General features: G+C 36.9%; 6 protein-coding genes and 4 pseudogenes. 7 read left to right on the forward strand and 3 right to left on the reverse strand.

The annotated features are described in order from the left end of the window. The 5 genes and pseudogenes from pheT (at position 1) to JCM1039_RS12015 (ending at position 7,214) form a co-directional block, all read left to right on the forward strand. Positions 1 to 2,414 (forward strand): annotated as a pseudogene (pheT, locus tag JCM1039_RS11015) (phenylalanine--tRNA ligase subunit beta). A gap of 74 nt (positions 2,415 to 2,488) precedes the next feature. Beyond that, positions 2,489 to 2,965 (forward strand): transcription elongation factor GreA, encoded by a 477-nt coding sequence (gene greA, locus JCM1039_RS06700; RefSeq protein WP_025015168.1) that lies wholly within the window; start codon positions 2,489 to 2,491, stop codon positions 2,963 to 2,965. Positions 2,966 to 3,024: 59 nt separating this feature from the next. Next, a pseudogene (locus tag JCM1039_RS11020) lies at positions 3,025 to 3,938 on the forward strand (L-lactate dehydrogenase). A 54-nt stretch (positions 3,939 to 3,992) separates the two neighbouring features. Next, a pseudogene (locus JCM1039_RS11025) lies at positions 3,993 to 4,397 on the forward strand (DUF4931 family protein); the annotation flags it as partial. A gap of 210 nt (positions 4,398 to 4,607) precedes the next feature. After that, positions 4,608 to 7,214, forward strand: coding sequence for a mucin-binding protein (locus JCM1039_RS12015; protein WP_025015169.1), 2,607 nt, complete (start codon positions 4,608 to 4,610; stop codon positions 7,212 to 7,214). A 61-nt stretch (positions 7,215 to 7,275) separates the two neighbouring features. On the opposite strand, the pseudogene JCM1039_RS12020 reads toward JCM1039_RS12015, so the two are convergent. Continuing rightward, positions 7,276 to 8,557, reverse strand: a pseudogene (locus JCM1039_RS12020) (ISL3 family transposase). Between the two features lie 211 nt (positions 8,558 to 8,768). Here JCM1039_RS12020 and pepT point away from each other — a divergent pair. Together pepT and JCM1039_RS06740 are read left to right on the forward strand one after the other, a co-directional pair. Beyond that, on the forward strand, positions 8,769 to 10,052 hold the full coding sequence (gene pepT / locus JCM1039_RS06735; RefSeq protein WP_025015172.1) for a peptidase T: 1,284 nt from the start codon (positions 8,769 to 8,771) through the stop codon (positions 10,050 to 10,052). Between the two features lie 34 nt (positions 10,053 to 10,086). Further along, positions 10,087 to 10,224 carry a low temperature requirement protein A gene (locus tag JCM1039_RS06740; protein ID WP_025015173.1) on the forward strand — a complete coding sequence of 46 codons (138 nt, stop codon included), beginning with the start codon at positions 10,087 to 10,089 and terminating at the stop codon, positions 10,222 to 10,224. Between the two features lie 377 nt (positions 10,225 to 10,601). Here the strand turns inward: JCM1039_RS06740 and JCM1039_RS06745 are convergent, their stop codons facing one another. Then, positions 10,602 to 11,525, reverse strand: coding sequence for an N-acetylglucosamine kinase (locus JCM1039_RS06745; RefSeq protein ID WP_025015174.1), 924 nt, complete (start codon positions 11,523 to 11,525; stop codon positions 10,602 to 10,604). Positions 11,526 to 11,634: 109 nt separating this feature from the next. Beyond that, positions 11,635 to 14,223 (reverse strand): YfhO family protein, encoded by a 2,589-nt coding sequence (locus JCM1039_RS06750; protein WP_025015175.1) that lies wholly within the window; start codon positions 14,221 to 14,223, stop codon positions 11,635 to 11,637. Position 14,224 lies beyond the last annotated feature (1 nt).

Here is a 14,224-nt window from a genome sequence, read left to right on the forward strand (position 1 = left end):
ATGTTAGTTTCATATAATTGGTTACAAGATTTTCTTAATTTAGATCAAGAACCTCACGCTTTAGCTGAAAAGATCACTCGTACTGGTGTTGAAATTGCTGACGTTAAGCACCCAGAAGAAGGACTTAAGAAGCTTGTTGTAGGTAAAGTCCTTGATTGTAAGGCTGTTGAAGGTACCCATCTTCACTTAACTCACGTTGACGTTGGCGAAGATGAACCACTTCAAATCGTTTGTGGTGCTCCTAACGTAGATGCAGGCGAATTAGTAATTGTTGCTCTTCACGGTGCTAGAATTGCTGGCAATGAAAAGATCAAGAAGGGCAAGATCCGCGGCATGGAAAGTTACGGTATGATCTGTGGTTTGCAAGAAATTGGTTTTAACGATTCTGTAGTACCAGAAGAATTCGCTGATGGTATTTACGTCTTCCCTGAAGATGCTGATGTAAAGCCAGGTCAAGATGTTTACGAAGCTTTAGGCATGGATGACTACATCTTAGACTTCGATATTACGCCAAACCGTGCTGATACTTTAAGCATGGAAGGTGCAGCTTACGAAGTTGGTGCTATCGTTGATCAAAAGCCTAAGATCGAAGACGTTGTCTTAAAAGAAGATGGTCCAGACTGGACTGATTCACTTGACGTTAAGGTAGACAAGAAGCTTGCTCCTAAGTTCTACTTACGTAAATTGACCGGTGTTAAGATCCAAGATTCACCACTTTGGATGCAAAGACGTCTTTGGAATGCAGGTATTCGGCCAATCAACAACGTAGTTGACGTAACTAACTATGTCATGCTTTTAACTGGTCAACCAATGCACGCTTACGATGCTAAGACTTTTGCAAATGGCAAGTTAGAAGTTAGATTGGCTAACAAGGGCGAAAAGCTTACTTTGCTTAACGAAAAAGAAGTTGAACTTGATCCAAAGGATATCGTTATTACAGATGGTGAAAAGCCAGTGATGATGGCTGGCGTAATGGGCGGTTTGAACTCAGAAATTACCTCTGAAACTACTGACGTAATTCTTGAATCCGCAATCTTTGATCCAACTTTGGTTAGAAAAGCTGCTCTTCGTCACGCTAACCGTACTGAAGCTTCAAGCCGTTACGAAAAGGGCACCAACTGGGATGCAACTGAAAAGGCAATCAACATGGCTGCACTTCTGCTTAGAAATGATGTTAGTGCCACTGTTGATGAAGGTATTATCAAGGCTGCCGACACTAAGCGTGAACCAGTTGTAGTAAAGACTACTATTTCTTACATTAACAAAGTTTTAGGCTCAGAAATTAGCCCAGAAGATATGCTTAAGATCTTTGATCGTTTAGGCTTCCCAGTTGATCGTGATGGTGACGATATTACTGTTCATGTTCCTAACAGAAGATGGGACATTTCAATTCCTGCAGACTTAGTTGAAGAAGTTGGTCGTATCTATGGCTACGACAATTTGAAGTCTACTCAACCACTTTTGGCTGAAACCCACGGTGGCTATTCAGAAAAAGAAGAAATGATGCGCCGCATGAAGCTATTGTTGAAGGCCAAGGCATGATGGAAGCAATTTCTTACTCATTGACCTCACCTGAAAAGGCAACTCGTTACACTAAGGATCCTAAAGATATCGTTAAGGTACAAATGCCTTTGAACTCAAGCCGTTCAGTAATGCGTCAAAACTTGATGACTGGTTTGGTTGATGCAGCTAGCTACAACTTTGCTAGAAAGCAAACTCAACTGGCATTGTTTGAACAAGGTCGTGTATATGACCATGATGGTGGCACATTTAACGAACATGAACACCTTGCTACTTTGTACTCAGGTAATACTTTAGCAGAAAACTGGCAACACTTGACTCAAAAGGTAGACTTCTACTTTGTTAAGGGTCAATTGACTAACTTGTTTACTGCAATTGGTATTGATCCAGAAAAGGTAGTTTACAAGGCTGAAGGTATTAGAGGGATGCACCCAACCAGAACTGCAGGTATCTACGTTGATAAGCAATATGTAGGTATGATCGGTATGATTGCTCACGCTGTAACCTTCGCTGACAAGGCTCTTCGTAACGCAGAACTTTACGGTTACGAAATCAACTTGGATGCTATTATCTCAATGCTTACTAAGGGTATGACTGCTGTTCCAGCTCCTAAGTTCCCATCAATTGAACGTGACCTTTCACTTTTGGTTGATAAGGAAGTAACTAACCAAGAAGTTGAAAATGTAATTAAGTCTAATGCTGGTAAGTATTTGACTGGACTTAAGGTAATCGATGTTTATGAAGGTGCCCACATTGACAGTGGTAAGAAGAGTTTGGCTTACAGCTTGACCTTCTTGAACAGAAAAGATACTTTGACTGATAAAGTTGTTAACGACGCAATGGACAAGATCGAAGCCGGTTTGGAAAACGATCTTGATGTTAAAGTACGTTAAAGGTTGACTTTAGTGGTGTAAACCAATATCATTGATCAGTGCAAAGCAAATTTAATTTCTGAGGAGTTAAAAATATGCCTGAAAAATCTTATCCAATGACTGCTGAAGGTAAAGAAAAACTTCAAGCAGAATTAAAGAATTTAAAGTTAGTTAAACGTCCGGAAGTAATTCAACGTATTAAGGTTGCTCGTTCATTCGGTGACTTGTCAGAAAACTCCGAATACGATGCCGCTAAGGATGAACAAAGTCACGTAGAAGATAGAATCGCACAAGTTGAAGAAATGCTTAAGTATGCTCAAGTTGTAGATGCTGACAGTGTTGATCCAAACGAAGTTTCAGTTGGTAAGACTATTACCTATACTGAAGTTGGTACAGATGATCCAGAAACCTACACTATCGTAGGTAGTGATGAATCTGACCCATTGAACGGCAAGATTTCAAATGATTCACCAATTGCACAAGCTTTGCTTGGTAAGAAGAAAGGTGAAACCGTATCAATTACCACTCCTGGTGGCCAATTTGACGTTGTAATTAACAAGGTTGAAGCTTAATAATAAAAGAGGGGTAGGTAACTACCTCTCTTTTTGCTCTTTATAGAAAGGATCCCCTTATGAGAAAAGTAGGTATTATCGCTTAGGCCATGTTGGTGCGACTGTTGCGTATACTTTGTTTACTCACGGTATGGCTGATGAATTGGTTTTGCTTGATAAAAATGAAGACAAAGTAGCTGCAGAATACAATGATTTACACGATACATTAGCTAGAAACAATTACTACGTTCGTGTAACTATGCAAGATTGGCATGAATTAAAAGATGCCGATATCGTAGTAACTGCTTTTGGTGATATTGCTGCTAGTGTTAAGACTGGTGACCGTTTTGGCGAATTTGAACTTAATGCTAAAAATGCTAAGGAAGTTGGGGAAAAGATTAAGAACTCTGGCTTCAAGGGCGTATTGATCAACATTTCTAACCCATGTGATGCCGTTTCACAAATTTTACAAGAAACTACTGGTTTATCTAAGAACCAAGTCTTTGGTACTGGCACTTTCCTTGATACTGCTAGAATGCAAAGAATTGTTGGTGAAAAGCTTGGTCAAGACCCAAGAAACGTTGAAGGTTGGGTATTAGGTGAACATGGTTCATCACAATTTATTGCTTGGTCAACTGTTCGTGTAAACAACAAGATTGCCATTCAATTGTTCAGTGAAAATGAACAAAAGAAGTTGAGTAAGCAACCTAATAAGAACTCATTCGTTGTTGCTAACGGTAAGGGCTACACTAGCTATGCAATTGCTACCTGTGCAACTCGCTTGATCCAAGCTGTATTTTCTGATTCTCGCTTGTTTGCACCTGTATCTGTTTACAACCCAGAATACAAGACTTATATTGGCTACCCAGCTATTATTGGTCGTGATGGTATTGAACAAGTTGTTGAATTAAAGCTTACTTCAAGTGAACGTGAAAAGCTTCAAGCTGCAGCCGACAAGATTAAGGAACACCTTAATCAATTGAAGAACAAGTAAAAAATACAAATAATAATTAAAGGACGAAATTTCTAAAAAGAAGTTTCGTCCTTTTTTGGCCCTAAGTCTGATGGCTCTTTGACCCATCTTCATATGCAGATCGTTGGTTTGAATCACAAGGATGGATATCAAGATATTGGCGAAGATAATTTTACTGGATTTGAAGTGGGTAGATCTGGAGATGTAGAGATGAATCTTTCAGCTTATCCAGTTCAAGGTTATCAAGAAGTTAATATTTTGACTAAGCATAATCAAGATTTAGACATTTGGGCAGACTTAATTCAAAAGGAAACACAATATGTACGTTCGGTTTTGTCTCATGGTATGGACTCATATAATTTATTCTTTTATCCTTTAAATGAAGGTGAGGAAACTTGATGTAAAATCATTCCACGATTTTATGCATCCCCATATTTTTTTGGTTATAAGATTTCACAAGTAGATGATGCTTATATATAAATAAGGCTATTGAATATATATTTATTCAAGGCCTTTTATTTTTGCTCTCTGTTGAAAGGCAAAAAGCAATAAATAACAGTAGCTTAAAACATTATAACTGTTACTTAATACTTTTATATAAAAAGCGTAACCGCTTGCAAAAAATTACATACGATATATAATACAGCTGAAGCGTTCAGTATTTAAGATTTATTATGGAGGTTGATATCTATGGATTTTGAGAAAGAACCTAAGTATTCTTTGCGAAAGTTAGCAATAGGTCTTGTTTCAGTAATGTTTGGAACTATTATTTTTGCAGTTTCAAATACCAGTGTGCAAGCAGCTACCAATCAGTCTAATGATAAAACTATTGTACTTGAAAAGGGTGAAGCAGTAGGAACAGATACAGAAACTAAAAAAGATTCAACTGTTGAAGTAGAGAAACCTAAATCAGCTAGTGAACCTACTGATAAAATGGAGTCTAAAGCTAGAGAAACAAAAGAAGGTGTCGAGCCTAATAAAAGCCCAGAAGCTTCAACTGCTAAAGCTGAAATTAACGAAGTAAAGCCAGCAGAAGCCAAGATAAAGACTCAGACTGAAACACAACCAGCCGATCAAACAACTAAAAATGAAGTGGCTACTGAGGATAAAATCAATTGGGCAGCAATCAAATATAAGATATCGGATGACGATAATAGTAGAGGAGTAGAAATCACTGGTTGGGATATAACCAAAGGTGGTTATGATGTTGTGTTGCCAAATACTGCTGATTTTGTCAAAAGAGGAACAATCACTGAAAAGCAAGCCGCATATGTAAGTCGCGATGATTTGCATAATATCTTCTTGACATTGGCAAGTAAAGCTAATAATCCAGAAGGAAAAGATTTTACCATTACTATAAGCCATAACAAGGATTCAAAATTAAGCGACTCACGTTTACATGTAATACCTGCATTTAATTACAACAAAGTCGGTTTTAAAGGTGAATTGACTTCAGCTTTTGGAACCTATTCTGAGCACAATAGAGGTACTGACACACATTACCAAAATAATCTGACTAAGGCTGATTTAGCCAACTTAGATGTTTCAAATGTCTATGACATGTCAAAAATGTTTTGGAATGCTGCAAAACTTAAAGAAGTGAATTTAACCGGCTGGCAAACAAATTCTGTACGTTATTTTGATAGCATGTTCTTTGGTACCAAGCAATTATCAGATTTAAAATTTACTAATTTGACGTCTTATCCAAGTGCAACTCTCGCGCATATGTTTGATGGTTCAGGTATTGAAAATCTAGATTTAAGTACTTGGAATGTTTCAAATGTTGCTGATTTTACATCTATGTTTGCTAACACTAACAATCTAAATGTTTTAAATATTAGCGGCTGGAAACTTAATGAAACCGTTGAATTTAACGGTATCCCGGGGGTTAGTGGTCTTTTCTTATTTGGTAGAGGTGCTAATAATAGTTCAGTTAGAACAATCATTGCCAATGATACTGACTTGAATGGACATTATTTGCAAGCTTTCAAGCAATCACATCCAATGGAAATTATTTCAAATACTGATAAGCCTATCTTCATCAAGGGTAATTTCGTTATTAAGGATCCAACAAAACCATCAAGTATTGGTTCACCGAACTTTGTATATGTAACATTTGTTGATAACCAAACAGAAAAAATTATTGCTCAGGACCCATATGCACAAGTTAAACGTCCAGTTAGAGATGCAGTGGATCAACGGCAAGCCTTTAATGAAGCAATTCAAGCATCCTATGACAAACCACTAAAAGCTAATGACAAATCACTAAAGGATAAGGGTTATGAAATAGTAGGTGAAAAAGCATTTAAAGTAGTTAATGGCAAAATCGATCCAGCTCAATTGGCTACCAAGCCTGATGAATTAGTTGACAACTATTATGACAGTAGTAAAAATTCTCCAATTATGTGGAAGGTTTACTTAAGTCATAAAACGACTACCATTTACCCGAATGCTGTACCAGAGGGAATGAACAAGGATGATTTTGTCAAAACGGTTAAGAGGGTTATTAATATTACTGATCCACAGACAAATCAAACCAAGACCATTACTCAAGAAGTAACATTTACTCGTTTAGGCGTTTTGGATGAAGTAACAAAAGGGCTTACTTATAAGCATTGGAGTGAAGATGGCAAACATACCTTTGATAAGATTGATGTGCCAACAATTCCAGGCTATACTCCAAGTCAAGAAACTATTGACAGTTTAGTTGTAACGCCAGATACAGATAGTAACAAGACTACTGTAAATATAACTTACAGTAAAAATTCAGCTGATGAGATTAGCTATACAGCTAATAAGACCTCAGAGCAACCAAATTACAGCAAGGACAAAGGTAATAATGACAACAATGGTGGTAACAATTTAGATGCGATTGTGCCAGTAAATCCTAGTGACAATAATTCAAATACTGCACCAACTGACAATAATACCGATACGTCGAAGCCAACTGATAACAATACTGATACCTCAAAGCCAACTGACAATAAGAAGCCAACGCGCACCAACAGAACTGATGATATATCTCCTAAGGCAAATGTTATGAACATGACTAAGCGAACCACTAAATCTGGTACGATTAGCCCTAAGGCAGTCGCTTTAGCTAATACTACTGCTGGTCCAGCTACTTCAGCTAAGGCAAATATGGAAAACGGTATTGCCAAGAACAACAGCCAAAATTCTCAAACTTTGCCACAGACTGGTGAAAATGAAAGTAAGGTAGCATTTACCGTTGCCGGGTTGTTAGCAGCTGCTTTGGGTATTTTTGGTATAGCTATTAATCGTAAAAAAGAAAATTAATGGCTCTTTGTCAAATGGCGTTGATAAAAGTCAATTAAAAATTAAATAATAGGGAAAGGCATTAGGCTGCTAAATAGTAGTCTGATGCTTTTTCTTTAATAATGGCATCCTTTTCTTCTAGCTTGATTCTGGTTACTAGATGATTGAAGTTAGCGTAACCGCAGGCAGTACGTTCAATCTGTTTAATCTTACGGTTGGTTCCTTCAAGGCAACCGTTTGATTCATCGAACTTAGCAGCGTTGAGAATATCATGTAGATTACGTTTGAAAGTATTTAAAGTGGTGTGCATCATATTGCCAACATGATCTTTGCTTTGAATTAGGCTTCGTAACTTCTTGGTATCTCTATCTTTTAAAGCTTTACTGATATCTTGCATAAGGTTATAAGTATTTTCAAGCTCATTGTTTAAAGAAAGCCCATCAGCCACGATTTGTTCTTGAGTTAGGGTATCTTTTAATCTGGATTAATAGCACGGCTTAACTTTTTCCAGGTCATCAAAAGGCTTAAGATAAAATTTCCAGTAATATTTAAGCAGGTTGTATTCCCATGAACCTTTTTTGTGCTTCTTCATTTCTTGAATGCGACAGGAATTAAAGGAACGATTAAGCATCTGAACGATATGGAAACGGTCGAGGATTACTTGAGCATTAGGAAAAAGCTCCTTAGCCATAATGTCATAATAGTAATTAAGATCCATAGTTACAGTCTTAACCTTGTTTCTTACGGTTATTGGGAAACGTTTAAAGTAATTGATAATATCTTTTTTTTAATCTGGTAGGCAGTACCTTAACTATTTTGTGCGTGTGACCATCAATGGCAATAAAGTGCAGCCGTCTGCCAACGCCTCTGAATTCATCAAAAGCCAGGCATTCCGGCAGCCAGTCGGTATCTTCAAAGGAAGACGGACTATATTTCTCTAGTACGCGTTGCACGGTATTGGTTGAAGTTGAAGTTTGTCTGGCAATGCTCTTCATGGACCAGTCTTCGGTTAAAGAGCCAATAATTTTACGCTTGGTGGCATTAGAAATACAGCAGTATTTATCTACTAGTTCCGTTTGAGCCATCGAATTCGTCTAACAATTACGGCAGATAATTCTTTCTTTAGCTATTCTGATAAAGACAGGTAGACTAGCATCTAAAGCAGGATAACGCACATTTGAATATAAGTGACCATTATGTACGATGTTATCTGAGCCGTAGTTTAAGCAATGGTCTAAATGTACAATAGCGTGGTAGAACTTGGCTTCACGATTACGATATTTGCCAGTTGAGATATCCAAAAATTCTAACAAAGGGTCTTTAATATTCAGAGAAAATTTAATACAATCATTACAAGAGGACATAAGCAATTCATCTTAATTTCTAAAGAGTGGTATCAAAGGACATTATGCAGTGAGGCTTGTGCCTCTTTTTTAATGCAAAAAATCCTATTGATAGAATATCATAGAAATCTATCAACAGGATTTATCATAGAACCAAATTATACAGCCCTTTTTTTATGTAAAAATTAGTGTAAAATTAAATAAAGATTAATTTTTGAACAGGAGGAATTTTATGTCCTTTTACGATTTAGACTTTATTGAAAAAACATTTATCCATTACGCTAAAGAAAATACTAGATCTTATGAAGAAAATCATGACCAAGTGCCAACATCTCCTAGTCAAGTTAAGATGGGCAAAGAACTAACTAAGCACCTTCAGGATATTGGTCTAGATGCCTATTACAATGAAAAAACTGGTTTTGCGATTGGTCACTTAAAGAAAAATGTGTCAGATGAAGTAACACCGATTGGTTTCTTTTCTCACATTGATACGGCAGATTTTAATGCAGAAAATATTAGACCACAGGTTCATCGCAATTATGATGGTAAAAGAGTGGTACTAGATGAAAAAGAAGGGATTTATCTTGATCCAAAAGATTTCCCAGCTTTAGCCAGTTGCAAAGGTGAAACTTTGATTACTTCAGATGGTCACACTTTGCTTGGAACAGATGACAAAGCAGGAATTGTCGGTATTTTAAGCATGCTTAAGTATTTGACTGAACATCCAGAAATCGAGCATGGGGATATTTATATCGGTTTTGGTCCGGATGAAGAAATCGGTTATGGTGGTCGTCGTTTTGATGCAAATGATTTCCCTAATGTTGAATTAGCCTATACTTTGGAAAATGGTCGTCCCGGTGATTTTGAATATGAAACCTTTAATGCCACAGAAGCGCAAATCCATATTCGTGGCACTGTTGTTCACCCAGGTGAAGCTTATGGCTTGATGGTGAATGCCGCAACGTTGATGAATGATTTCTTGGATCGTTTACCAAAAGATGAAGTACCAGAAAAATCTAAGGGATACGATGGTTTTATCTTGGTGTTAAATGCGACAGGTTCAGTTGATCATGCTGACATTAGTTTGATTATTAGAGATTTTGATTGGAATAAATTTACTGCAAAAGAACAATTAATTAAAGATATTGTTGCTGAACTTAATAAAAAATATAGTGATCGTTTTTCACTGAAGATGCGGCGTCAATATGAAAATATCTACAACGTGATTAAGGATCAACCATATGTGGTCAACTTGGCGCTTGATGCATATAAAAAGCTTGGTATTAAGCAAAACATTCAAACTTTTAGAGGCGGCACTGACGGTAACTTCATTACGCAAAAGGGTATCCCTACGCCTAACTTGTTCAACGGTGGCGGTAATTACCATGGTCGTTACGAATATGCGACAGTTGAACAAATTGATAAATTGGCCGAAGTATTGACCGAAATCGTGAAAGAGCATTTATACCAGACTAGAAATGGTCGTGATGAGGCACCTTTGAAGAAATATTGGTAAAATTAAGCGATAGATATTTTTTAAGGGGATAAGTATGAAGAAAATAATTGCTAAACCGGTAGGGATGTTTGAACTTTTTTACGATTTAGTTTTTGTTTATGCAATTTCAAAGACCACAGCCATGGTTCACCATCCAGTAAATGGCGGTATTCCGTGTTTGCCAGTTATGTGAATTTTTCTAAAAAAATCATCAATCATCATCAGATAAGCAAATGTTTTATCTTGATGTATAGTCACATTGAAATCGTAGTGGCTATTTTGATGACGACAGTTGCTACCATATATTTGAATTTAACAAAGGTAAATTTTACTTTTGTAGCATGGCTCATAGTGGCATCAATTGGGCTATATTACTTAGCTAATATTAATTTTCATTGTCGGTGCCGTACTTGTTCTTGCTTTACGTCAGAGCATGGTGGCAATGATGATTATCTTGTTCATTTGGAATGCAGCTTATGCTATGTTTGTTGGCATAAAAAGTCAAAATGAGTAGAAAAAAGAGATCCGAAATTTTCGGATCTCTTTTTTGTGTAACTATCAGAACTTGGATTAACGATCTTCGTGGTTAGTGAAGTAACGGTAGTCCTTACTCTTGTCGAACAATACGGCACGAGCGTTTTCACCGTTTGAAATTGAGAAGATTACGTCAGGATACTTGCTCTTAACTTCGTCTTCTACAAGGCCTCTAAGCATAGAGTTGTTAGCTAAAACTGAACCAGTTAAAGCAATCTTCATTGGCTTAGGATCTTCGTAACGATCCAAACCAATAAGAATGTCACGAGCTAAAAGATGAGCTTGTTCCTTAATGATCTTAGTTGCATCTTCGTCGCCTTCGTCAGCAAGCTTAGCAACGTGAACAGCCATACCAGCAACTTCTGGGTTAGACATCTTGTAGAACTTAGCGTTACATTCATCCATGTGTTCAACGTTGAATAAATTGGTAAACATATCGATAAGTGAGTTGTGTTCACGTTTGTCCCAGCTAAGAAGAGCAGATTGCATAGCTGAACGAGCAATAGCGTAACCTGAACCTTCGTCACCTAAGATGTTGCCGTAACCACCTACAGCGATTAAGTGACCGTCTTGTAAGCCGTTGTAAACAGAACCAGTACCAGCGATAACTAAAGCACCGTCATCACCTTCAAGGCCTGCGTAAAGAGCTAAAAGTGAGTCAGTAATAGCACGAGTTGGCAAGTTGTTGATTCTTGATGAAATAGTTGCGGCAACTTCTGGAGCGTTACCAACAACAGAAAGACCAGCGATACCAACTAAAACACGCATGCAGTCACCATCAACCTTGTCGATTAATTCGTTGATAGTATCTGAAATATTTTTAATTCCGCCTTCGTAGTCAGCGTTAATTTGACCTGGACCGCCTTCGGCACGACCAAGTTCTTTTCCATTTTCATCATATGCGATTGCAGTTGAGTGAGTACCACCTGCATCAACACCAATTTGGTATGTAAGAGCCATATTCTAAATCTTCCTTCTATATTAATTTATCCGAATGATAACGTATACATTTTATCCTATTTTTGTATGACAGGTCTAGTATTAATTTTAATGTTAGCGCTAACACTTATTATTTTCTAATTCTTAGATAAAGAAATAGAGTAAGCAAACTAAGAAAAATTCCTGCCAAAAAGATCCATGGAACATAGATTAAAGTGATTTTATGAGTGCCTTTATTTAACTTGAAGTTTAAAAAGGTGTTCATAAATAAGATTTTATTTTTGTGAACTACATGTCCATTGTCTAAAACAATCCAATTGAAATCATTAGGGATCGTTGAATTCATTGTTTCAGTCTCTTTAGTAGTAAAAGCATCTGATCTAATCGTTAAGGCAGAAGTTTGTTTAAACTGAGGCTGCCTTTTCTTAAAGGCTGTTATTGTTTGTTCGAGCTTCTTGGTGTTTAAACGCCAAAGATTAGCTGCATTTAGATTTAATTGATTGTTTTTAAGCGTGAAAACTAGATGAATAGTTTGACCACGTTGACGGCTGCCTAAGTTGATTAAACGAGAATTTTGATCACGTACGCTGGTAGTAATGTTAGTCCCATTTACAGTTAAATCAATTAGATCTTCATCGACATCACCAGGAAGCTCAAGGTAATAAGAATCATCAGTTTGTGGCTTAAAGTTGAAAATGACACGACCTTCTTGGCTTTTATTCTTCTTGGTATATTGCATCCAGCCGCCGTCCCAGCTTGAAACATTAATTAACTTGGGGTCTGGCCAAATTACGCTAGAAAAGAGCTTTTGTTTGTTTCCTGTAGCTGCTTCAAAAAATTTGGTTTGATTGCCTGTAATGTCAGATGAATCAAATTTGATTTTCTTAGTAGCGTTAGGACTTAAGAATAAAAATGGTAGGGCATCATCATTTCTCATTAAGAATAATTGCTTAAAGCGTTTTTCGATAGCGTAGTCACTGGTATCAATACGATTATTTGAGTTGCTATATGTCATCTGCTTTTTAGTCTTAAGCGGTGTGATATCGTCGTTAGGCAAAATATAGTATTTAATGCCAAATAAATCATCAGTGATAGGCGTGCCACCAAAGTTAGTGTATGAATTGCTGTTATTAACGAAACCTAAGTTGCTTACCAAGTTTAAAACACGCTGGTTAGAGATTGAGTTGAAGGTACTCAAACCATAATAGTTTGCACTAAATGGATCGTCGTCAGAGCGATAGAATGTTTTTTCTGTTCGATATAAAGTATCATCATGATCTTTGGTATACTGAGTAATTTGACTGGTATTTTGTACGAAATTGCGATAATCAGCATTGTCTTGGTAAGCCAAATTATTCAAAGAGAGAACTAAATTAATGATCAGTTCTAGTTCAATAATCAAGCAAAAGAACGGAGCAGCAAAACTACTTCTATTGTAGATAAAGCCAATGAAGAGAATGCCCAAAGCCAAAAAGGCCGCTGAGGCAGTCTGTGCATTTTGATTTAAAAAGGCAAAGGACTTGGAGTTTAAAGTGATAAAGACGATTAAACCAATAGCTAATAAAATTAAGATGCCTATTTGCCAGAATTTAACTTTTTCACGTTGATTTAGCGCAATTATTGCTAAGTTCAGTGCAAAGAAGATTAAAACAAAGGAGAAACGGCCTGGATACCAGACTGGGAACTGACCTAAGTGCCAAATTAAAACTAGTGGTGTCCAGAACAAAGAAGCTAGCAAAAGGATTAATAAGAGACCATTAGCTAATTTATGTTGCCAATCAATTTTTTTGCTTAAGAAATAAAAGACGGCGAGTAAAACAAAGGGCAGAGCAATGTAGATGTTAGGCATTCCTTCTTGCATTTCATGGAAGTCATATGCACCGTCTGCTAGCTTGGCTAATTCGTTATACGGAGTAAATTGGAAACCTAAAGACCAATCAGCACTCGAAGCCGCCTTCCCTTGCAGCATTTCAACAGCCACAGGTAAAAGCATGAATGCATCTAAAAATGAGCCCCACATGTTTTTCTTAAGGTAATCCCAGAAAAGTGGCCAACGCTCTTTTTTATCGAAGAAAAATAATTTGCTTAAAAGATAAAACAAACCAAATGCTAGAGCCATATAAGCAGTGTAAAAATTGGTGAACCACAATAAAAAGGTGATCAAAATCAAATGATTCTTTTGTTGTGCTAATACACGATCGATTGCATTAATTAATAAAGGCAAAAGCAATACCGAATCTAGCCACATTAGGTTAAAATGGTTAGCGATGGTGTAGCCAGATAGAGCATAAGCGGCACTAGCTGCTAAAGCGTAAAATTCATTATCGATTTTTTGTTTCCAATAATAATAGCTAGTCAGACCTGCCGTCGCAATTTTGGTAGCGATAATGATTAACACCATCTCCGGCAGGAATCTCTGCGGCGCCAAAAATAAGAGCAGGTTAAAAGGACTAAATAAGTAATAAGCATCTGTTGCCAGCATCGAACCGCCTAAGCCGTTAGCAAATGAATAAATTAGTCTAAGCGGGTGAGTAAACAGATTACTTCTGAAAAAGGCTAAGAAGTCAACATATTGCTGTCCTAGATCAACAGTTAAAACACCATTTTTGGTATAAAAGAAATAACTTAAGAAAATAAGGCTAGGTAAAACAAAACTTATCAGATAAAGCACTTTTTCTTTATTGAAATTTAACTTAAGCGTTTTAGAATATTTGGTCATA

The organism is Lactobacillus kitasatonis DSM 16761 = JCM 1039 (genome assembly GCF_000615285.1).
Classification (GTDB): Bacteria; Bacillota; Bacilli; order Lactobacillales; family Lactobacillaceae; genus Lactobacillus; species Lactobacillus kitasatonis.

Excerpts from the sequence above, each read along its gene's own strand:
- pepT (WP_025015172.1), top strand. The coding sequence starts at position 8,769 with ATGTCCTTTTACGATTTAGACTTTATTGAAAAAACATTTATCCATTAC.
- JCM1039_RS06740 (WP_025015173.1), top strand. The coding sequence starts at position 10,087 with ATGAAGAAAATAATTGCTAAACCGGTAGGGATGTTTGAACTTTTTTAC.
- JCM1039_RS12015 (WP_025015169.1), top strand. The coding sequence starts at position 4,608 with ATGGATTTTGAGAAAGAACCTAAGTATTCTTTGCGAAAGTTAGCAATA.
- JCM1039_RS06750 (WP_025015175.1), bottom strand. The coding sequence starts at position 14,223 with ATGACCAAATATTCTAAAACGCTTAAGTTAAATTTCAATAAAGAAAAA.
- greA (WP_025015168.1), top strand. The coding sequence starts at position 2,489 with ATGCCTGAAAAATCTTATCCAATGACTGCTGAAGGTAAAGAAAAACTT.
- JCM1039_RS06745 (WP_025015174.1), bottom strand. The coding sequence starts at position 11,525 with ATGGCTCTTACATACCAAATTGGTGTTGATGCAGGTGGTACTCACTCA.